A 20,916-nucleotide genomic window follows, 5' to 3' on the forward strand; every position below is an offset into this window, starting at 1 on the left:
GGCAGCCCAAGGTATATACCGGGCCATCCGCACCTGGCAAGAAACCCGTGTTCGCGGATCGACACACGGTACGTGCTGACACCTGCCATCCCGTATCTTACATTTGCCCGGAAGACGGTCCGCAACCGACGAGGAGTCCCGACCATGCCGCACCACCTCCGCAGCCGCCCCGACGCGGCGCCGGCGGCCATCACATTCTGCTTGCTGACGATCCTGCTGCTCGGTGCCTGCACCCGCAGCGATGTTCAAGATCCCCTGACGCGAAGCGCCAAGGACATGCCGCAAATGAATTACCCCGTCACCAGGGCCGAGGACATCGTCGACGGTTTCCACGGCACCCAGGTCCGCGACCCCTACCGCTGGCTCGAGGACCCCGACAGCGAGGAGACACGAGCCTGGATCGCCGCCCAGAACGAGTTGACCTTCGCCTTCCTCGAGGCCATCCCCTCCCGGCAGGCTTACTACGAGCGTCTGCGTGAGCTCTGGGACTACGAGCGCACCAGCGTGCCGGTGAAGCGCGCCGGCCGCCTCTTCTTCACGCGCAACGACGGCTTGCAGCCGCAGTCGGTCCTCTACGTCCAGGACGATCCGGACAGCGAACCCCGCGTCCTGCTCGACCCCAACGCGCTGAGCGAGGACGGGACCGTGGCTCTCGGCGACTGGTCGGTATGCCGTGACGGAAAGTGGCTGGCCTGGGCGACCAGCGACGGCGGCAGCGACTGGCGGACCTGGCATGTCCGCGACGTCGCCACGGGCGAGGACCTGCCCGATGTGGTGTCGTGGTCCAAGTTCTCCGGCGCGACCTGGGACGCGCGCGGTCGCGGCTTCTGGTACGGTCGCTATCCCGAACCCGCCGCCGACCAGGTCCTCCAGGACCAGAACCGTAACCAACAACTCTGGTATCACGCCCGCGGCACGAGCCAGGCCGAGGATGTCCTGGTGTACGAGCGGCCGGATCATCCGGAGTGGGGTTTCGGCGCCACCCTGAGCGACGACGAGCGCTACCTGGTGATCAACGTCTGGCAGGGGACCAGTCCGCGGAACGGCCTCTTCTACCTCGACCTGCAGGATCGGCACGCACGCGTCCAAGAACTCCTTCCCGCCTTCGATGCGTTCTACACCTATCTGGACCATCGCGAGGGCATCTTCTACCTACGGACAGACAAGGACGCTCCGCGGGGCAGGATCGTGGCCGTGGATATGGCCCTGGCCGAAGCACGGCACTGGCGGACCGTGGTCGCCGAGGCCACCGAGGTCCTCGAGTCCGCCACGATCCTCGACGACCAGCTGGTGCTGCGCTACCTGCAGGATGCCGCCAATACCGTGCGCCTCTTCACCCTCGACGGCGAACCGCGCGGCGAGATCCCCCTGCCCGGCCTGGGATCGGTCACCGGCTTCACCGGCCGCAACCAGGACACCGAGACCTGGTACAGCTTCGACAGCTATCTGAGCCCAGGCGTGGTCTACCACCACAACCTGGTCACCGGACAGAGCCGTGTCTGGCATGCGCCGGAAGTGACGTTTCCCTTCGACGACTACACCACCGAACGCGTGTTCTACACCAGCAAGGACGGCACGCGGGTGCCGCTCTGGCTGACCTACAAGCGAGGCCTGCAGCGAGATGGTCGCAATCCGGTGATCCTTTACGGCTACGGCGGGTTCAACATCTCGCTGTCCCCCTACTTCGCCGCCTCGCGCCTGCCCTGGCTCGAGCAGGGCGGCGTGTGGGCCGTGGCCAATCTGCGCGGTGGCGGCGAGTACGGCGAGGACTGGCACGAGGCCGGCATGCTCCAGAACAAGCAGAACGTGTTCGACGATTTCATCGCTGCCGCCGAGCACCTCATCGACACCGGCTGGACCTGCGCCGACCGCCTCGCCGTGATGGGTGGCAGCAACGGCGGCCTGCTCGTGGGCGCCGTGGTGAACCAGCGTCCCGAACTCTTCGCCGCGGGCCTGCCAGCGGTCGGAGTCATGGACATGCTGCGCTTCCAGCACTTCACCATCGGCTGGGCCTGGACCAGCGACTACGGCAGCAGCGAGGACCCCGAGCTGTTCCCCTACCTCCACGCCTACAGTCCCTACCACAACCTGCAGCCCGGGACGGAATATCCCGCCATGCTGGTGACCACCGCCGACCGTGACGACCGGGTGGTCCCCGGCCACAGCTTCAAGTACACGGCCATGCTCCAGCACTGTCAGGCCGGGGACCTGCCCTGCCTGATCCGCATCGAGACCAGGGCGGGGCACGGTGCCGGCAAGCCCACCGACATGGTCATCCAGGAGTATGCCGACCGTTACGCCTTCCTGGCCCGGGTCATGGAACTCGACCCCTGACCCCGGACCTCGCCATGCTCCGTGGCGGCGGACCCTGACCAGACAGGGTCCGCCGTTCCTTGCAGGATCCTAATGCAATCTTTAACTATTATTATCGTGATTTATGGTGTGCGATGGTGTCTAATACTAACCCACCCTCGAGCCGGCTGAGCTAGTCCCGAACGCTGGCGCTTGTGGAGGGGGAAATGCGGTCAAGGGCGCCGAATCGCCCTCTCGCCTTGGCGCCACGACTCCGCTGATCACGTGGACCCCGGACCTCCTGGTCCGGGGTCTTCGTCCACCCGCACCGATCCCGTCAGACGCAACGCCAGGACCAGCAAGGTCAGGCCTGCCGCAGCCCTCAGCAGGGGTACGGACTCGCCGAAGACGATCCAGGCCACGAGGATCGCCAGCGGGACCTTGAGATTGTTGGCCACTGCCAGTTGCCCCGTGGTCGTGCGGGCTGCACCGGCATTCCAGAGCCAGAACCCGGCGGCCGTGGGCAGCAGCCCCAGATAGAGCAGGACCGGCAGCGACCCCGCCGGCAACGCCGCGGTCTGGTCGCCGCTCACCAGCAGCCAGCCGGCCGTGGTCAGCAACGCTCCGCCGAGATACATCCAGCCCAGGAGTCCCGCCTCGCGAGCGAGCGATCCGCCGCCCCGCGCGCTGATCGCGTCCGCGGCGCGTGCCAGGGTTCGATACCCGAGCTGCCCCATGGCGAAGCAGAGATTGCTGGCCTGGACCAGCAGCACTCCTTGCAGCGTCTGCCCCTGGGGCCAGCGCCCCTGGGCCAGCGCCGCCCCCGCCACCGCGAGCAGTGCCATCAACAGTGATCGCCAGGGGCTTTGCCGGTGCCGGATCTGGTCGAGCAGCACCACCATGATGGGCGTGAAGATGGTCCACAGCGCCACCTGCCACGCGTCGAGGTACCGGTAGCTGGCGATGTAGAACGTGTACATGGCGCCGAACTGGAGCGCGCCCAGCAACAACGCACGCAGACGCAGGCCACGGGCCGGTGCGCGGCGCCAGGTCCACGGCAGGAAGACCAGCGCCGCCAGGGTCAGGCGCGCCGCCGCCACCCACCAGGGGTCGAGTGCGGGCAAGAAACGCTTGATCAGCCCGAAGGAGAAGGCCCAGAGTAGGGATGCTGCGAGGAGATAGGTCATGCCGGCAATATGGCCTGCGAGGCGCCCTCACGGCAAGGGCTGGCCGCGGGGAGCGAATAGCTGACGATCGGTGCGGGTAACCGGCGTGTCCCAGGGCGGCAACCTCCGGAAGGAACGACCATGGCATCGACGGGCATGAAAGTGGCGACCGGCTGCGGCATCGGCTGCCTCCTCTTGATCATCATCCTCGGCGGGATCGGGACCTGCGCCTACGTGGGGATCCGCGGGCTGAAGGGCGACGCCGATCAGATCGAGGCGACGCAAAAGGCCCTGGCCGAACGTTTCGGCGCCCCCGAACAGTACACCCCGGACGCCGATGGCCGGATCGCGCCGGAAAGGCTCGAGGCCTTCCTCGCCGCGCGCCGCGACCTGGCCGCCCGGAGCGCCGAGCTGCACGAGATCCTCGTCGCCCTCGATGGCGGCGATGCGAACGCGTTCACCAAGGTCCGTTCCGCCATGCGCCTGATCCCCATGATGGTCGCACACGTCGGCACGCGGAACGAGGTGCTCCTGACACACGGCCTGGGCCTCGGAGAGTACACGTACCTCTACGCGCTCTCCTGCTACGTGCTGCTGGGCCACGACCCGGCCGATGGTCCCGGCTTCCGGATCTCGGGCAGCGACGGCGGCGAGGGTACGGTGCGCTGGAACTTCGGCGACGAGGACCACGGCGACGTGCGCGGCGACCGCGATCGGCAAGCACGCCGTTATCTGAACCGGATGCTGGGCCAGGTGGTGGCCAATCAGCAAGCCGCCCTCGCGGCCGCGGGGACCGGCCCCGACGATTGGGCCGACCAGCTCGCCGCCGAGTGCCAGGCGCTACGCGAAAACCCGGAGCGCCTGCCCTGGCAGGACGGGCTGCCCGGGCCGCTGGCCGAATCGCTGGCTCCGTTCAGGGAGGAACTCGCAGCCGCCTACGACCCGTTGCTCAACGCGCTGGAAGTGGCCCTGATCGACCGCGACTGAGCGCCGATGCCGGCGGTATGAAAGAGGGCCCCGGCCGTACGACCGGGGCCCTCATGCGTCGAACGCCGTGGGCGCGCTACTTCACCAGCACCAGCGACTTGACGCTGGTCTGGCCCGCCGCCACGAGGCGCGCGTAGTAGGTGCCCGAAGCCACGCGACGGCCGGTGTTGTCCCGACCGTCCCAGGTGGCCTGGTTGGTCCCGGCCGGCCGCAAGCCGTCGACCAGGGTCCGCACCAGGCGGCCCTGCACATCGAAGACCTTCAGCTGAGCCGAGCCAGCCAGAGGCAGACTGTAGTACAGGGTGGTCTGGGGGTTGAACGGGTTGGGCACGGCGTCGGCGAGCTGGAACGCCGCCGGCGTGTCGCCCACCGGGGTCGTGTCGTCGATCACCGACAGGGTCACCGGGATCGGCAGGACGCTCTGCGCCGCATCGTTGGAGATGAAGCTCATGTCGGCCACGTAGTCGCCCAGCGCGAGGCCCGTGGCGTCGAAGAAGATCTCCACCTCGATGGTCTCGCCGGCGCCGACCGAGCCGCCGATGGGATCGTAATCGAGCCAGGGCACCTGGCTGCCGGCGCTCAGCGCGATGGCCAGGCCGTTCTCGATGTAGCCGCCGCTGTTGTAGACGACCTGCAGGCCGTCGGTACCGTTCTGGTTCTCGATACCCACGGTGCAGCTACCGGATTCGGTGAGCGACTGGTACTGGAAGACGATCCGGCCACCGGCCTCGATGATCACCTGGAAGGTGTACGAGCCCTCGTCGTAGTAGTGCGGCACACCGTCCCACTGCACGATGTAACGACCGCCGTCGGCGTCGAAGTAACGATAGACGTCGCCACCGGCCGAGGGATTCAGGTCGTCCCAGAACGGGCAGACCATCAGGTTCGGCGAGTCGGTGTTGGGCAGCGGCTGGTTGGTGTAGGGATCATCGGAAGTGTTCTGGAAGGTGACGAACCCGTTGGTGCAGATGCTCACCTGGGCGTACGTGCTGCCGTAGTAAGGGAAGTCGAAGCCCATGGCGAACGGACCGTAGGTCTCGTCGTCGCTGTTGCCCACGGTCTGGCCGAGGCCGCTGATGTCGAACCAGTCGTACACCGGACCGCCGGGCTCGTTGCTGTCGACCCACTGGTAGCCGTAGTTGTCCGGACCGCCGTAATCCTTGTCCGGGGCGTCGCCCTCGCGCGGATCCTCCTGGCCCTTCTCGAGCTGCATGGTGGCCTGCGGCCAGACCTTGACCTTCGGCAGGGCCTTGCCGGGCTCCTCGGCCGCCAGGCGCCACACCAGCGGGTCGGCGCCGGTGTTGCTGACAGTCAGGATACGGCTGGACTGCTGGTCCATCTGCAGCGACTCGTCGAAGGTCTGGGGCGCCACGATGGCGTGGGCGCCGAGGGCGCGCAGGTGGAAGTCGTGGCTGAGCGGCGTCTGGATGTCGAGGCTCTCCTCCACGCGGCCGATGCCGGCCAGTTCGACCGTGAAGTCGTAGACCAGGCCGGAGGGCAGGTCGATGGCGTAGTAGCCGCCGGCACCCGAGATCACCGAGGCGATGGGCACGCCCAGCGGCTCGACCACGGCACCCGCCACCGGATCGCCGGCGGGATCGAAGACGGTGCCGGAGAGAGTCACCGTCGGCGCCGGTTCGAGGTTGAAGGTCTCGTAGACGGTCTCGTCCTCGACGATGGTCACCTCGTACTCGCCCATCAGGTACCCGAAGCGGGTGGCCTGCAGGACGACGGGACCCTGCTGCAGTGTCAGGTTGAAGACGCCGTCGGCATCGGTGACGTCGGACTGGTAACCGCCGACCACCTGGATCTGGACGCCCTCGACGGGCTCGTTGGTGGCCGCGTCGATCACGGTGCCCTGGAGGTAGCCCAGGCCCTCCATCACGGCGAGCACGCAGGCATAGGCGTCGATAAAGCCGTGGCCGTAGGTGTTGTCCTCACCGACCTGGCCCAGGTCCATGGCGGTCTCCATGATCACCTGCTTGATGGTGATCACGTCGAGGTTGGGGTTGGCCGAGCGCATCAGCGCGACCACGCCCGCCACGTGCGGGCCGGCCATGCTGGTGCCGCTCTTGTAGCCGTAGCTGCCGTTGTTGGTCGACGAGTAGATCTCGTCGCCGGGCGCGGAGATCTCGGGCTTCATGCGGTTCTCGTCGGGGCCGCAGTTGGGACCCGCGGGGCCGCGGCTCGAGAAGCTGCTGATGGTGAACGGGGGCGAGTGCTGGGTCGAGCCCACCGAGAACACGTTGTAGAGCGAGGTGGCGCGGTCGGCGGGCGAGCGCAGCGACTGCGAACCCGGGCCCTCGTTGCCGGCGGACCAGGTGATCACCACGCCGGCGGCCTCGCAGGCGTCGATGGCTTCCCACCAGCGGCTGTCGCAGTCGACGTACGGGGGCGAACCGGAGAAGTTCTCGTTGATGCCCCACGAGTTCTGGACCACGTCGGGCACGTCGTCGGTGGTGCCGGGATCGCCGTCGGGATCGGTCATGAACTCGAGGCAGGTCAGGACGTCGCTGTCGAAGCCCGGGCCTGCGCTCTGGTTGATGACGTTGCAGCCGATCCAGAGTGCACCGGGCGCCACGCCCACGGTGTCGTCGGGAGCCAGGCCGGTGATGGTGCCCATGACGTGGGTGCCATGGCCCTGGTTATCGGTGGGGAAGTTCGGGTCGTCGCCGATGACGTCGAGCCAGCATTCCGAGGCCGGGGCGAAGTTGCCGCGCCAGCGGTCGGTCAGCGCCGGATGGGTGCCCATGACGCCGGTGTCGAGGACACCGACGATGACGCCCTCGCCGCGGATGCCGAGCTCGTCCCAGACCCGCCGCGAACCGATGTTCTTGACGCCGGGGGTGATGCCGATGCCGCGCGAGTCGGGATCGGCCGGATGCTCGGCCACCGGCTCGATGAGCTCGGGCACGATGTTGGGCTCGATGCGGTCCACATCGTCGCGCTCGGCGATGCGGTAGATGGCGTCCTTGGTGGCGGTGACCACCACGCCGTTGACGAGCCAGTGGCTATGGTAGCCCAGTACCGAGCCGTCGGCCCGGCTGGCCGAAAGGTCGGCGATCAGCGCGGTCTGGCTGGTCTTGGCCACGTCCTGCAACTCGTTGATGACCCGCAGATGGCGCGTGGCGAGCGGCGCCTTCTCCAGGTGGAGCGTGAGGTCGAGGCTGGCCACGTCGACACGGTCACGCATGAAGACCATGACCTTCACGGTCGTCGTGTCGTCGGTCCGGTCGAGCAGGTCCTGCAGGCCGGGCGCGATCTCGCCGGCCACCGCCGCGCCGCAGAAGAGCAGCATGGCCGTGGTCGCGAGTAAGAGCTTGCGCAAGAACATGGAGGGTCCCCTTTGCGGTGGGTTGTAGATCGGCGACAAGCAGATCGGGCAGCGAGACCGGCGGCAAGGTCGAGGCCTCACCGCCGGATGGCATCGCATTTCATGTAGGATTTTATCACATAACGCGGGTTGCGCCCAGTTTTTCAGCATAGTTAACAGGAAACAATACGAAAATCATCATCGCACCAGGGTCAATCGGGTGGTTGTCCGCTGGCCAGCGACCTCGGCCCTGGCAAAGTAAATGCCTGCGCTGACACCTCTTCCGGCGGCATCACGGCCGTCCCAGGTCTGCTGGTGCCGGCCGGCCGGCAGCACCTCATCCAGGAGCGTCCGGACCAGTCGGCCCATGGCATCGTAGACCGTCAGCCGGGCCTGGCCAGGCTCGGCGAGGGTCAGGGCCAGGGTGGTCCGCGGGTTGAACGGGTTGGGATAGGACGTGAGCGCGATGGCCGGCGGCGTCGGCGTCACCGCGGTCTGGCCGCCGCCGAGAACCTGGCGCAGGATCCATTTCTGGGGATCGAGTTCCATGAAATTCGCCGTGCCCGGGACCGTGAAGCTGTAATTCTGGATGCGGCGATCGTTCTCCACGGTGGCCCACTCGTAACCGCCGTCGGTCCACAAGCGCATCCGGATGGGCATGACGAAGACGCCGGCCTCCGATTGCATCTGCTCGATCCGCAACTGCACCAGGGTCTGCCCATCCTGCGGAGTCAGCAGGTAGCTGTAGTTGTAGCGGGGATAGTACTCGCCGTAGATCCACTGCTGGAAGAAGGCCTCGAGGTCGCGGCCGGAGATCTCTTCCATCACCGCCTGCAGATCCTCGGTGGTCGCCGAGCCATACGCGAAGCGCTCGCGGTAGAGCGCCAGGCCGGCGAAGAAATCCTCGTCGCCGAGGACGCCGCGGAGCATGTGCACAACCCAGCTCGCCTTGTTGTAGCTGAGGTTGCCGTCGAAGATGCTGTCGAATCCCTCGGGATCCTCGACGTAGATGGTGCCCGGCCCCAGGTACTCGGCGTCGGCCATCTCGGCGTGGTACTCCTGGATCCCGTAAGCCTGTTCCTTCCAGTAGGCCTCCGCCCAGGTGGCGAAACCCTCGTTCAGCCAGATGTGATGGAAGTCGGCGCAGGTCACCATGTCGCCCCACCACTGGTGGGCCAGTTCGTGGGACACCAGGCCCTCGCCGTAGAACAGATAGAGCATGCTCGAGCAAGTCTGGTGCTCCATGCCCCCGCCCCAGGGGAAGTGGGCGTGACCGTACTTCTCGTCCATGAAGGGATACTCGCCGAAGCCCTCGGCGAACGCCGCGATCATGTCGGCGGTGGGCGCGTATCCGGTCCGGGCCTCGTTCTCGTAGCTCGACAGCACGAAGTTCATGATGGGCAGCGAATCGCCCGTGGCCGAGACGTAGTAATCGGTGAAGACGGTGTAGGGATGCGCGGTCACCGAGACGAGGTAGGGCACGATGGGATAGCGCTCCTGCCAGTGGAAGATCCGGCGATCCGCCGTGGTCTCCTCCCCCACCAGCAGACCATTGCTCGCCACGACCATTTCGAGAGGCACGGCGACGTGGAGATCCACCGAATCGGCCTTGTCGGTGTTGAGGTCCTTGCACGGCCACCAGGTGCGCGCGCCATAGGGCTCGCTCAGGGTCCAGATCAGGCGTGCGCCGTCGGCGTAGGCCCAGCCGAAGGACTGGCCGGCCGCCTCGGGGTCGCCCTGGTAGGCCACGGTCACCGCGACCTGTTCCCCCTGCAGGTAATCGCGCGGCAGGGTGATGAACAGGCGGTCGTTCTGTTCGAGCCAGGTGACCGGTACGCCCTCGGACTCGATGGCGGTCACGGTCAGGGCCGCATCCAGATCGAGGACGAATTGCCGCAGGGTACCGCCCGTGATGGTCGCCGAGGTGGTGACCGAACCGGTGAGCGTCTCGGTCTCCGGGTCCAGGTCGAGTATCAGGTCGTAGTGGTGGACGTCGTACAGGTCCTGCGAGGGATGGCCGTCCTTCTCCACCAAGGACCCCGCCCTGGCCGCGGCCGCGGCCTTGGTCTGGCCCTCCCAGAACCGCCAGGGATGCGGGCTGTCCACGGGCTCGCTCGGCAACCCGCCCGGAACCTGGGCGGCGAGGGGCAGGGTGGCGAGCACGGCGAGGCCGGCGATGAGCACGGTCGAGACGAGATGCTTCACGGCTGACTCCTGGGCTTGCGGCATGCGTGGGGCCGGGGCAGATCAATCTACGAATATTCCGGTCCGGGTTCCAGCCCGGCCCCGCCGGCACCCTTCAATGATAACACACCGTCACGGCCGGCGGGCTCGGCCGGCACCGGCAAGTCAAAAGAGGCCCGGGGTCCCCTCGGACCCCGGGCCATGGCGCCTCACCAGGAAAAGGCGGACTAGCCCACCTCGTCCATCAGGTGCAGCAGGTCGCAGACCCGGCAGCTGTAGCCCCACTCGTTGTCGTACCAGCTGAGGACCTTGACCAGGTTGTCGCCGATCACCGAGGTGCAGTCGGCGTCGAAGATGCTCGAGTGCGGATCGCCGGCGATGTCGATGGAGACGATGGGTTCGTCGCAGTAGGCCAGGATGCCCTTGAGCTCGCCCTCGGCGTACTTCTTGACCGCAGCGTTGATCTCGTCCTTGGTGGCCGGCTTCTTCAATTCGGCCACGAGATCGACCACCGAGCCGGTGGGCGTGGGCACGCGCATGGCCATGCCGTCGAGCTTGCCGTTGAGGTGCGGCAGGACCTTGCCCACGGCGCGGGCCGCACCGGTGGTGGTGGGAATGATGTTCATGGCGGCGGCGCGGGCGCGGCGCAGGTCGCTGTGCGGCATGTCCACCAGGCGCTGATCGTTGGTGTAGGCGTGCACCGTGGTCATCAGGCCGCGCTCGATCCCGAACTCCTTGTCCAGGACGTAGGCAACCGGGGCCAGGCAGTTGGTGGTGCACGAGGCGTTGGAGACGATCTTGTGCTCGGGCTTCAGCTCGGCGTTGTTGACGCCCAGCACGATGGTGGCGTCGATCTCGTCCTTGGCGGGCACGGTGAGGATGACCTTCTTGGCGCCGGCCTCCAGGTGCATGGCGCACTGCTCGCGCTTGCGGAAGATCCCCGTGGACTCGACCACGTAGTCCACACCCAGTTCGGCCCAGGGGAGCGCCTTGGGATCGCGCTCGGCCAGGAGCTTGGTCTGGAACTTGTCGGTCTTCAGCATGTCGCCTTCGAGGCTGACCGGTCGCCCGAAGCGGCCCATCACCGAATCGTACTTGAACATGTGGACCAGGGCGGCCGGGTCGAACAGGTCGTTGATGGCCACGACCTCGATGTTCTCGTGCTCGTGCAGGATGCGGTAGACCGCGCGGCCGATACGACCGAAACCGTTGATGGCGACCTTCATCGTGAAACCTTCCTTCGTCACGTGGGGAATCTCACCAGGGCCAGGCGCACGCTGGCGTCCGCAAGCCCCCGGGTGCATCTTGTGCCCTCGATGCGGGCATGATAACAAGAGGAATCCAAAGAGCAAGAACCTCTCGCCCCCGGGGAGCGACTGGAGGACGACGATGACGGGACAGGGCAACTGGGTGGAGATCGACGGCCGGCAACAGGAATTCGTCCCGGGCCAGGCGCTCCTCGACCTCCTGCGCGACAAGGGGCTGGTGGAATCCAGCGCCACCGACCCGGTGGCCATGGTCTCGATCAACGGTCGCCGGACCGACCTCTACGAGACCCTCACCGCCGAGGACCAGGTCCACTGCTACCGGCTGCGCGAGCGGCGCACCGCCCCCACGATCCAGCGAACCGTCGCCTTCATCCTCACCGCCGCCTGCGAGCAGCTCTTCCCGGGCGCCGAGCTGCGCATGGAGTTCAGCTACGGCCGCGGCGTGTACTGCCGCCTGACCGGATTGGAGCAGGACCTCGGTCCCGACGAGATCGCCGCCATCGAGCGACGGATGCGCGACCTGGTGGCCGCCGACCTGCCGATCGTCCCCAACGTCTACGGGATCCGCTCGCTGATCCGCGCCGCACGGGCGCGCGGCAAGAAGGCCGAGACCCACCTGGCCCAGTACCTCCGCCGCGACTCGCTCAAGCTCTACCGTCTGCAGGGCACCGACCACCTCTTCTACGGCCGCCAGCTGCCGTCCACCGGCTTCGTGCGCGCCTTCCGGCTGGTCCCCGAGGCGCCGGGCTTCCTCCTGCAGACCGGCCCCGCCGGCGCTCCCGAGAAGCTGCTCGATCCGGTGAGCCAGCCCAAGCTGCTGCACACCATGCGCTCGTACGCCGACTGGCTCGTGGACCAGGAGCTCCACGACATCGGACACCTCAACCGCCTCGTGGTGACCGGCCGCGTGCCCGACCTGGTGCAGCTCTGCGAGGCCCGCCATTCGCGCGTTTTCGTCGAGGCCGCCGACCAGGTGGCCCAATTGCCCGACGACGGCCGCCTGGTCCTGGTGGCCGGCCCTTCCAGCAGCGGCAAGACCACGTTCGCCAAGCGCCTCAGCGTCCAGCTGCGGGTCCTGGGCTTCAAGCCGTTCGCGTTGAGCCTCGACGACTACTTCGTCGACCGTGAGGCCACCCCCCGCAGCCCCGACGGCGACTACGACTACGAGGCTCTCGGCGCCATCCGGCTCGACCTGTTCAACGAGCACCTGCAGTTGCTGATGGCCGGGGAGCCCGTCCACCTGCCGGTCTACGACTTCCAGTCCGGCACCAGTCGCCTGCGCGAGGAGACCACCCGGGTGCAGCGCGGCCAGCCGCTCATCGTCGAGGGCATCCACGCGCTGAACCCGCGCCTGACCTCGGCCATCGACAAGCGCCACAAGCTGCTCGCCTACGTCTCGGCGCTCTGCCACATGAACATCGACAACACCAGCTACATCCGGACCTCGCGCACGCGTCTCTTCCGGCGCATCGTCCGCGACGCCCAGTTCCGCGGCTACACCGCCAGCGACACCCTCGCGCGCTGGCCCAAGGTCCGCGCCGGCGAGGAGAAGCACATCTTCCCCTTCCAGAACGAGGCCGACATCTTCTTCAACTCGGGCCTGGCCTACGAGCTCAGCGTGCTCAAGCTCTGGGCCGAGCCGCGCCTGGCCGCCGTCACCATCGACGATCGCAACTACGGCACGGCCCGCAGCCTGATCGACCTGCTGGCCACGTTGCTGCCCATCGACGCGGGCGTGGTGCCGCCGACGTCGCTGCTGCGCGAGTTCGTGGGGGGAAGCGGTTTCCAGTACTGACGTCGGACGGCCCGGCTAGGGCGTCACGAAGGCCTCGCGCAACCCCGACAGCGCCAGTTCGGCACCATCGGTGTCGACGATGAAGGCCACCGTGGTGAACGAGGTGCTGATCATCTGCACCGCGACACCGGCCTGGTCGGTCGCCTCGAAGATGCGCCCGCCGATGGCCGGGCTCGAGGAGAACTGCGGCCCGTACACCGCGATGGCGCTGCACCGCCGGCGCACCTCGATCCGCTCGGCGCCGATCTCCTCGCGGATGTCCTGCAGCAATCCCAGCGCCTGGTCCAGGTCCTTGCGATGGATGGCCAGGCCGAGGTTCTGCCGGTCGCGATCGTCGCTGAAGGTGGCGCAGCAGACGATGTTGATGCTCGCCTTGCCCAGGGTGTTGAGGGTTCGGCCCGCGAAGCGGGAGCCCGAGCGGACGCCGAGCACGCGCACCAGCACCAGATCGTCGGTCCTGGTGATGCCGCCGACTGCGATCTTACCGGTCATGTGGCGGCTGCTCCTTCCGGGGTCTTCGGGGATCCATGCGTGTGGCTAATATGTGTCGTCACCGGCCCGGGTTCAAATTTCCGGCGTCTATTCGTCCCGGATCCCGCAGCGAGGGACGCGGAGGCTACCACGCCCTCAGGACTTTCTTTATTCTGGAACGATTTTTTGTCCAAAGAGCGATTTTAGGGATTGAAGCAGCCTTCACGAATCGTATACAGTGCCCCGGCAGATCGAGGCCCATCAAATTCATTCGCTCATCACCGGTCCCAAGGAGAGGCAACGATGGAGCACGCCTGCCCTTCCCACGACTCCAGCACCCCCAAGCGCCGCACCCCCTGGAACACCCTCTCAGCCCGCGTCCTGAGCGTGGTCAGCCGCAAGGGCGGCGTTGGCAAGACAACCTCGGCGGTGAATCTGGGCGCGGCTTTCGCCCTGTCCGGGCACACCGTCCTGGTCATCGGCATCGACCCGCAGTGCGGAGTGGCGCGCACCCTGGGCTGCGGCCCGGAAGACCTCGACGGCGGCCTGCTCGACCTCTATGACCAAGATCTGGCCCTGACGAACCTCGCCCATAACAGCCCGCTCAAGGACCTCTTCTTCGCTTCGTCGCGCGTGCGCGACCTCGGGGAGGAAGAACGCCTGATGAGCCTGCTCGCAGAGCGGCCAGACGTGTTCATCCAGCAGGTGGACCGGGCCCGCAACCTCTACGACACCATCATCATCGACTGCCCCCCCAACCTGGGCTCGCCCACCCGGGCGGCACTGTCGGCCTCCGATGGCGTGCTGGTGCCGGTCCAGGCCGAGGAACTCTGCCGGGACTCGCTGGGAGCGCTCCTGGGCGCCCTGGACACCTTCAACGAGGCGCACGGCGGCGAGATCCTCGCGGGCCCCGAGCTCGAGGGCATCTTCCTGACCATGCTCAACGAGCGCACTCGCATGGGGCGGCACGTGTCGGCCAAGGTCGCCGAGGAGTTCGGGCCGGTGCTCCTGGACACCACGGTGCCGCGCACCACGCGTCTGAGCGAGATGGCGCTGCGCGGCAAGCCCAGCGTGATCTACGACCGCCGCAGCAACGGCAGCCGGGCCTACTTCAACCTGGCCGACGAGCTCATGGCCCGCTATCGCGAGCGGGAGGGCCTGAGCCTGCCATCCGGCGAGGTCGAGGCCGACCAGCCGCTGTCCAGCGACGGCGCGTGGCGCGGAGAACCCCTGCGCGCCCGCCAGGTCGAGCCCTCGGCCCAGGCCGAGCGTCCGCACCTCGGACTCGCGGGCGGGCTCGATCGGCTGCTCGGCGACCTGCGCGCCAGCGGAGCCCTGGAACTGCCCAGCGCCCCCCAGTCCAGTGAACTCTCGGGACCCGAGATGGTCTCGCTCGACGATCTCCTGGCCGAAGAGGAATCCGAGGACGAGGACTGGCGCCGTGGCGGTCGATTGAACTGACCGCTCCCGCCAGCCGGAGTTTGCCCGGATCCGCTCGTTGATCTACTTTTGGGCCCTGCCACGGTGCAGGGCCCGACACGTTTCCCGGCCATCGTCCCGGAGGTCCACCCTTGAATCCCGACCAGATGCACGCCCTCGTCTACGACAAGTCCTCCATGCCCTGGGACCAGACCCGCGGCTTCGAGAAGCGAGCGGTGACCCGTCCCGTCCTCGCGCCCGACACCGACCCCGCGGATGCCGACCGGGTCATCGTCAAGGTGATCTACGCCGGTTTCTGCGGGAGCGATCGTGGCATCTGGAATCGCAACGCATTCAAGGGAATGATCTTCGAGAGCCTCAAGCGGCAGCAACAGACCGTCCGTGTCATCGGTCACGAGATGGTGGGCGAGCTGGTGGAGGTGGGACCGCGGGCGGCCCAGAAATTCGGCTACCGGCCGAAGGACATCGTCTCCACCGAGAGCCACATCATCTGCGGGGTCTGCTACCAGTGCCGCATCGGCCAGACCCATATCTGCGCCGACGACATCATCATCGGCATCGGCCAGGACGGCTGCTTCGCCGAGTACCTCAAGCTCCCCGCCCAGACGCTCTGGCCCACCGACCCGCGCAAGATCAGGCTGAAGGTGGCCGCCCTCCAGGAACCGTTCGGGAACGCCGTACACGCGGCCTCCGCCGCCGACCTGCGCGGCAAGACGGTGGCCGTGTTCGGCTGCGGGACCATCGGGCTCTTCGCGATCATGGTCGCGCGCGCGCTGGGCGCCACCCGGGTGATCGGGATCGAACCCCTGCCCAAGAACATCGAGATGGCCAGGCAGCTCGGAGCCGATGACGTCATCCCCCTGGATTTCCAGCGCAGCGCCAAGAACGGCTGGAGCGCCGACAAGGAACTGGTGGACCAGGTGCGTGCGGCCTTCGGCGGGATCGGCGCCGACGTGTGCCTCGAGATGGCTGGTTTCAACACCAGCGTGAACAATGCTATTCAGTCGACGCGGCGCGGCGGTGACGTTATCCTGTTCGGTCTGAAGCAGGGCAACTTCCGGATCCAGGCCATGGACCGCATGATCGTCAACGGGGTCGCGCTGCACTCGGTCATCGGCCGGCGTATCTTCGGTGACTGGTACACCACCCGCAACCTGCTCGAGGACCGCACCAACGGCATCCAGGACCGCATCCACGACGTGATCCTGGGCGGTGGCGAGGACGCCGTGGTGCACATCGAGGACTTCACGCCCGAGAGTTTCGAGAACGTGCTGGCGGCCTGGCCCAAGCCGCTGATCCAGTTCTGATCCGGGCAGGTCCCGGACCGCGCCAGGAGGCACTCGTGAAGGTGAGCATCGAGTATTGCCGCGTCTGAAACTACGAGCCCCGGGCGGCCAGTCTGGCTGCCCTGATCCGTGAGCACCAGGGGCACGAGGTCGAGCTGGTGGCCGGCAGCGGCGGTGTTTTCGAGGTGACGGCCGACGACGTTCTGTTATTCTCCAAGCAGGCCCTGGGACGGTTCCCCGAGGACGACGAGATCCTCGCCGCCCTGGCCGAGCACGAGGAGTCCTCATGAAGTCTGCCCAGTCCGTGGTCATCTTCGACACCGACGGCACACTCATGGATGGTCGCCTGGCCGTGATCGATGCCGTGGCCGAGGGGTTGCGGGCCACCTACGAGCATTTCCAGCTGCCCGTGCCCGAACCCGATCGCGAGCGCATCGCCCTGGCCATCGGCTTGCCCACCAGCGCCTATTTCCGCACCGCCTTCGACCCCGCCACCGTCCCCGCCGACCTCCACGACCCCTTCGCCGCCGAGTTCGAGGTGCAGTCGACCCGCTGCGAGGTCGCTTCGCTGCGCCGCGGCGACTCCCACCTCTACGAGGGCGCTGAAGAGACCCTGGCCGCGTTACGCCAGCAGGGGCACGACCTCGCGCTGTTCAGCAACGCCAGCGAACCCTACTTCCAGGCCGTCATCGAGGTCCACAACCTCGATCGGTTCTTCGGCCGCGCTCTCTCGCTGGAATATGCGCTGCGCCGGCGTCTCGCCCGACACAAGCGCGGCATGGTCCGCTACCTGGCCCAGGGCTACGAGCAGGTGGTGGTGGTGGGCGACCGGGTCCACGACATCGAGGCCGGCCAGGCTCTGGGTGCGCACACCGTGGGCTGCAATTTCGGCTTCGGCAGCGACGAGGAACTGGCGAGCGCCGACTGGCGCATCGACCGCCTCAGCGACCTGCTGGACCTCCCGCTGAGCACCGGTTCGCGGCGCGCCGCACGCGGCTGATCGCACGCCACCCTGACACAAGCAGACGGCCGCCGGATCTCTCCAGCGGCCGTCGAGCACTCCAGGACCAGGGTGTCAGCGGAGACGTTGCAGGTCGTCACGGAGACGGTCGATCTCCGCCCTCAGGTTGTCGATCTCTGCCCGGAGTTCTGCTTCCTCGCTCTGCTCGGTGTGTTCGTGAACATCAGAGAGTCCCTCGAGTTCCCACTCGAGATCCGCCATCACCTCGGCCAGCGTGGTCTCGACGAACCGGGAGACCTCGGCCAGGTCGTACTGGTGCACCGCGTCGCCATGGTTGAAGACCATGGTCTGATCGTCGTCGATGGTGATGGAGATGTCCTCGTGGCGGAGGTCGTCCAGGGCCACCGAGAGGCCATCGAACGCACCGTCGAGCGCATCATCGATCAGCAGCCCCAGCTCCGAGAAATCGAAACCATGCACCGATACGTCGCTGCCATCCCGGGCCACCACCTCCAGCCAGCTGCCATCGAGGGTGATGGTCGCCTCCTGATCGCCATGGCTCAGGACGATCAGACGGTCGTCGGTGTCGGCCAGCGCACGGCCGCCGAAGCTCGCGACCAGGGTCAGGGCGAGGATCGCGGCGAGGGCGACGGGGCGGGGCGATAGCGGTGCTCGGAACATGACACGACCTCCGGATCCTGGGGCGCATGGACGAATGAGTCCGTATACGCTGGCCGGTTGCCGGAAGTTGCAGGCGAGGTTCAGGATTCGAGTTCGGGCAGCTCGAGATGGCCCCAGAACGAGTTGGCCAGACGCCAGGACACCCGCACACCATGCTCCGACGAGAGGCCGCTCAGCTGCCGAGGTGTCCAGTCCTCGAGCCAGCCGGTGCAGACCAGGCGGGCGAGTTCGCGACCGTCCGCGGCGTCCAGGATCCGCACCTCGAGCGGGGTGCCGGGCGCCAGATCGCGCGTCCAGTCCAGCTGGCTGGTACCGACCCAGCCACTGCCCGCCGGTGCGGCGGGCCCCAGGTCCAGAGGCTCGGTCCGCAGGGGTTCCTCCGTACCGGCCACCAGTTCCACCACTACCTGGCGCGGGGCGGTCGCCAGCTCCTGATCGAGGCGGACCGTGACCCCTGCCAGCGACAGCGCCGGAGGCTGGCCCAGCACATCGGCCAGGGCGGCCACGCGTTGCCAGTTGTCCGCTTCCACGCTCCCCGGCGGGAAAGCGCCGCGGTAACGGGCGCACACCCGATCGGCCTCGCGGCTTAGAACCTGCCAGAGCGGGCTGCAGTTGCCACCCGCCGCGGACATCTGCAAGAGCAGGTCGCGCTGCTGCCGCAGGCGGCCCAGATCCACGGCGAACTCGGCCCGCTGGCGTTCCAGGTCGGCCGTCAACGCCCGGGCCTGGTGGTTCGACCAACGCGAGAGGAAAGGATCGTTCAGCGTGACCCCCAGTTGTTGCCAGGTGGTCGCCGGGGCCTCGGCCTGACGGGCCGCCAGGAAGGTCAACGCCTCGCGGACATCGATCTGGGCACGCAGCTGGGGCGGCAGGTCCTCCGGGGACAGGCCGGATTCCGCCGACCGCTCGAGCAACTGGAAGCTGAGGCGAGCCACGTGGTCGGCGTACATGGCGGGGTCGAAGCCCACCACCCGGTTGGTTGCCAATCGTCCGATGAGGGTGCTCAGGGCATCCTCGCTCACCGCGGGCGCCAGGGCCGCCATGAGGTCGGCATAGAAGGTGGCGGTGGCGCGGATCAGCGGCGCCACCTCGCCAGGCGGCCGATCGCGTAGACAGGCCTGCAGGCTGGGTAGCACATCGAGCACCGCGGCCGAGGCCCAGTGATCGGACGTGTAGCGCTCGACGAACGCCTGGGAACCCAGATCAGTGGCATGCTCGGCACGCTTGAGCCGGACCAGCGCCACGGCATCCCGACGCAGGCGCCGCGCCGTGGCCTGCCGCACGCTGCCCAGATCGTCGATGGCGGACTCGCAGCGCGAGGTCCACGTCGGATCCCAGCGGTCGGCGGCCAGCAGTTCCTCGAGCTGGGCCAGGCCGCCCACCTGACGCACGGACACGTCCACGCCCTGGAGCAAGCGATCCACCTCGGCGAGGCCGGGTTCGAGGGTCCCGAACCGATGCCGCTGGGCCAGCAGCGAGTCGAAGCGCGCCTGGATGGCGCGGTCGTCCAGATCCGAGAGGTCGTGCCAGTCGACCGCCTCGCCCAGCGACACCCGGGCCAGGGCCAGGCGGCGCAACTCGCGCGCCAGGACCCGGCCGCGGGCATGCAGAGCGCCCGCCGGGGCCGGGGCGACCCCGTTCAGCTCGACCCCATCGAGGGTCTGGTCGGATTGTTCGAGATAGTCGTGCCCCTGCACCGTCAGCAGCTGGCCAGCCTGGTGCAACATCTCCAGGCCCCGCCGCCGCTGCGAACCGTCATGGGACTGCAGGCCCGTCACGGAGGCCTCGCCCACGCCGCGCACGGCAACCCGATAAAGCGCCGCGACATCCACCACGCCGTGACGGGGATCGGTCTGCAGGCGCACGTCGCCGGTGGCCAGGCCGGGCAGGCGGGTCCAGTGGCCCGAAGTCCAGAGGTAATAGGCGCCGGCGACGATGACGGCCAGGGTCAGGACCACCGAGAATCCCCGACGCGTGCGGCCGCTGCGCCGCCGCGGCACGGGGCGGGCGCGTCGGCGCGGGGCCGTGGCGGGGGACTTGCTGTTGAGCTTGTACGGGCTGTTGACCTGCGGGCGCGGGCGCTTGCCACTGAGACCGGGACGCAACCCGGACGTCTGCGCCGGCTTGCGCTCGGCCTTGGCCTTCATGCGCGCCGCCGACCGTGCATCCACCGAGGCGGTGAAATTGAGAGGACGCGGCCGGGACCCGCCCGTCGGGCTCCCGCTCAAGTCCACCCGGGAAGTGCTGCTGAGCCGTTCGAGGCCGGTCAGATCGCCGTCCTTCAGGCTGGTGCGGACATCGTCGAGATACTCCTCGCACGAGGGGTCGAGTTGGCCGAGCACGCAGGTCTGAAGGAAGGGATTCCAGGCGGTGAAGAGCGCCGATTCCTTGAACGTCGCCGCCAGCGAATAGCGGTTGGTCCCGCTCGGGGCCCACGAGGCGAAGCGCAGGTCCAGCCGCATGGTCCGCGGTAGGCTGGCGATGACCAGGGCCAGGAAACGATCACTGTCGCGACTCGCCCGTTCCAGGGGCAGCAGGAGCCGCTGGTTGCCCAGCATCTGGCGCAGCGCCTCGTCGACGAAACCAACGTCGGCCCGGCCCGGCGGCGGCGAGACCAACGGCGCCAGCGAGCCCGGTACGACCTCCAGCTGCCGGAGCGCTTGCCCGGCCTTCCAGCTGGACAGGAAGACGTCTTCCTGGGCCAGCGTGAACGGGTTGAGGTCGAAACTCTGAAAATCGCGCTGGTTCAGGATGAGGGCGTGGAAGATGGGCTTGAGGCCCGGCGCGATACGGATCACGGTGTAGAGGTTGCCAGGCAGTTTCGGCAGGGCGTTCACCAGGGGAAACGAGAGCAGCGCCGGCTGCCGCAGTCCCCCGTCGGGGATCGCCCCCCAGCTCTCGCACAGACGGACCACTTCCTCCACGCAGCTCGCCGCCAGCCCGGGCGACGTGCCCAGGACCGTCCGTCCACTCGCGCCATCTTGTCGAGATCCGAAGACAAGCTGTTCGATGACCGCCATGACGACCTTTCGGCAAGGAATCTTCTTCCTGACCGTTATCGGCCGAGCGATC

General features: G+C 67.7%; 14 protein-coding genes. 7 read left to right on the top strand and 7 right to left on the bottom strand.

What is annotated here, in order from left to right; translation table 11 throughout:
* Window positions 1-144 precede the first annotated feature (144 nt).
* Window positions 145-2,334, top strand: coding sequence for a prolyl oligopeptidase family serine peptidase (locus tag IFSED24_RS08875; RefSeq protein ID WP_491334862.1), 2,190 nt, complete (start codon window positions 145-147; stop codon window positions 2,332-2,334).
* Between the two features lie 239 nt (window positions 2,335-2,573).
* On the opposite strand, the gene IFSED24_RS08880 is transcribed toward IFSED24_RS08875, so the two are convergent.
* A complete protein-coding gene (locus IFSED24_RS08880) occupies window positions 2,574-3,479 on the bottom strand; it encodes an EamA family transporter (protein WP_491334863.1) in 906 nt (301 codons plus the stop codon).
* Window positions 3,480-3,599: 120 nt separating this feature from the next.
* On the opposite strand from IFSED24_RS08880, the gene IFSED24_RS08885 reads away from it, so the two are divergent.
* The gene (locus IFSED24_RS08885) at window positions 3,600-4,445 is read left to right on the top strand and encodes a hypothetical protein (RefSeq protein WP_491334864.1); all 846 of its coding nucleotides are present in this window, start codon (window positions 3,600-3,602) and stop codon (window positions 4,443-4,445) included.
* Between the two features lie 76 nt (window positions 4,446-4,521).
* Here the strand turns inward: IFSED24_RS08885 and IFSED24_RS08890 are convergent, their stop codons facing one another.
* The 3 genes from IFSED24_RS08890 to gap all read right to left on the bottom strand — a co-directional run bounded on the left by IFSED24_RS08890 (window position 4,522) and on the right by gap (window position 11,168).
* On the bottom strand, window positions 4,522-7,779 hold the full coding sequence (locus tag IFSED24_RS08890) for a S8 family serine peptidase (RefSeq protein ID WP_491334865.1): 3,258 nt from the start codon (window positions 7,777-7,779) through the stop codon (window positions 4,522-4,524).
* A gap of 177 nt (window positions 7,780-7,956) precedes the next feature.
* Window positions 7,957-9,963 (bottom strand): M1 family metallopeptidase, encoded by a 2,007-nt coding sequence (locus IFSED24_RS08895; protein WP_491334866.1) that lies wholly within the window; start codon window positions 9,961-9,963, stop codon window positions 7,957-7,959.
* A 206-nt stretch (window positions 9,964-10,169) separates the two neighbouring features.
* Complete coding sequence (gap, locus tag IFSED24_RS08900; RefSeq protein ID WP_491334867.1) at window positions 10,170-11,168, bottom strand: type I glyceraldehyde-3-phosphate dehydrogenase; 999 nt, start codon at window positions 11,166-11,168, stop codon at window positions 10,170-10,172.
* 163 nt (window positions 11,169-11,331) lie between these two features.
* Here gap and IFSED24_RS08905 point away from each other — a divergent pair, with 163 nt between their 5' ends.
* Window positions 11,332-13,005 carry a uridine kinase family protein gene (locus IFSED24_RS08905; protein WP_491334868.1) on the top strand — a complete coding sequence of 558 codons (1,674 nt, stop codon included), beginning with the start codon at window positions 11,332-11,334 and terminating at the stop codon, window positions 13,003-13,005.
* Between the two features lie 15 nt (window positions 13,006-13,020).
* Here the strand turns inward: IFSED24_RS08905 and IFSED24_RS08910 are convergent, their stop codons facing one another.
* A complete protein-coding gene (locus tag IFSED24_RS08910; RefSeq protein ID WP_491334869.1) occupies window positions 13,021-13,497 on the bottom strand; it encodes an ACT domain-containing protein in 477 nt (158 codons plus the stop codon).
* Between the two features lie 282 nt (window positions 13,498-13,779).
* Between IFSED24_RS08910 and IFSED24_RS08915 the strand changes: the two genes are divergently transcribed.
* The 4 genes from IFSED24_RS08915 to IFSED24_RS08930 all read left to right on the top strand — a co-directional run bounded on the left by IFSED24_RS08915 (window position 13,780) and on the right by IFSED24_RS08930 (window position 17,202).
* Window positions 13,780-14,937: a ParA family protein gene (locus IFSED24_RS08915; protein WP_491334870.1), complete on the top strand. Its 1,158-nt coding sequence runs from the start codon at window positions 13,780-13,782 to the stop codon at window positions 14,935-14,937.
* Window positions 14,938-15,047: 110 nt separating this feature from the next.
* Window positions 15,048-16,223, top strand: coding sequence for a zinc-binding dehydrogenase (locus IFSED24_RS08920; protein ID WP_491334871.1), 1,176 nt, complete (start codon window positions 15,048-15,050; stop codon window positions 16,221-16,223).
* A 35-nt stretch (window positions 16,224-16,258) separates the two neighbouring features.
* Entirely contained in the window at window positions 16,259-16,492 is a 234-nt protein-coding gene (locus IFSED24_RS08925; protein WP_491334872.1) for a SelT/SelW/SelH family (seleno)protein, read from the top strand.
* The gene (locus IFSED24_RS08930) at window positions 16,489-17,202 is read left to right on the top strand and encodes an HAD family hydrolase (protein WP_491334873.1); all 714 of its coding nucleotides are present in this window, start codon (window positions 16,489-16,491) and stop codon (window positions 17,200-17,202) included. The genes IFSED24_RS08925 and IFSED24_RS08930 overlap by 4 nt, the downstream gene beginning before the upstream one ends.
* A gap of 75 nt (window positions 17,203-17,277) precedes the next feature.
* Here IFSED24_RS08930 and IFSED24_RS08935 read toward each other — a convergent pair whose 3' ends face one another.
* Both IFSED24_RS08935 and IFSED24_RS08940 read right to left on the bottom strand, forming a co-directional pair.
* Entirely contained in the window at window positions 17,278-17,844 is a 567-nt protein-coding gene (locus IFSED24_RS08935; RefSeq protein WP_491334874.1) for a hypothetical protein, read from the bottom strand.
* An 80-nt stretch (window positions 17,845-17,924) separates the two neighbouring features.
* Window positions 17,925-20,864, bottom strand: coding sequence for a hypothetical protein (locus IFSED24_RS08940; protein WP_491334875.1), 2,940 nt, complete (start codon window positions 20,862-20,864; stop codon window positions 17,925-17,927).
* Between the last annotated feature and the right edge of the window lie 52 nt (window positions 20,865-20,916).

The organism is Candidatus Latescibacter sp. IFSED24, from assembly GCF_058273205.1.

Bases quoted from the DNA above. Each gene is read 5' to 3' on its own strand.
- IFSED24_RS08875 (WP_491334862.1), top strand. From the start codon at position 145: ATGCCGCACCACCTCCGCAGCCGCCCCGACGCGGCGCCGGCGGCCATC.
- IFSED24_RS08880 (WP_491334863.1), bottom strand. From the start codon at position 3,479: ATGACCTATCTCCTCGCAGCATCCCTACTCTGGGCCTTCTCCTTCGGG.
- IFSED24_RS08885 (WP_491334864.1), top strand. From the start codon at position 3,600: ATGGCATCGACGGGCATGAAAGTGGCGACCGGCTGCGGCATCGGCTGC.
- IFSED24_RS08890 (WP_491334865.1), bottom strand. From the start codon at position 7,779: ATGTTCTTGCGCAAGCTCTTACTCGCGACCACGGCCATGCTGCTCTTC.
- gap (WP_491334867.1), bottom strand. From the start codon at position 11,168: ATGAAGGTCGCCATCAACGGTTTCGGTCGTATCGGCCGCGCGGTCTAC.
- IFSED24_RS08905 (WP_491334868.1), top strand. From the start codon at position 11,332: ATGACGGGACAGGGCAACTGGGTGGAGATCGACGGCCGGCAACAGGAA.
- IFSED24_RS08910 (WP_491334869.1), bottom strand. From the start codon at position 13,497: ATGACCGGTAAGATCGCAGTCGGCGGCATCACCAGGACCGACGATCTG.
- IFSED24_RS08915 (WP_491334870.1), top strand. From the start codon at position 13,780: ATGGAGCACGCCTGCCCTTCCCACGACTCCAGCACCCCCAAGCGCCGC.
- IFSED24_RS08930 (WP_491334873.1), top strand. From the start codon at position 16,489: ATGAAGTCTGCCCAGTCCGTGGTCATCTTCGACACCGACGGCACACTC.
- IFSED24_RS08935 (WP_491334874.1), bottom strand. From the start codon at position 17,844: ATGTTCCGAGCACCGCTATCGCCCCGCCCCGTCGCCCTCGCCGCGATC.
- IFSED24_RS08940 (WP_491334875.1), bottom strand. From the start codon at position 20,864: ATGGCGGTCATCGAACAGCTTGTCTTCGGATCTCGACAAGATGGCGCG.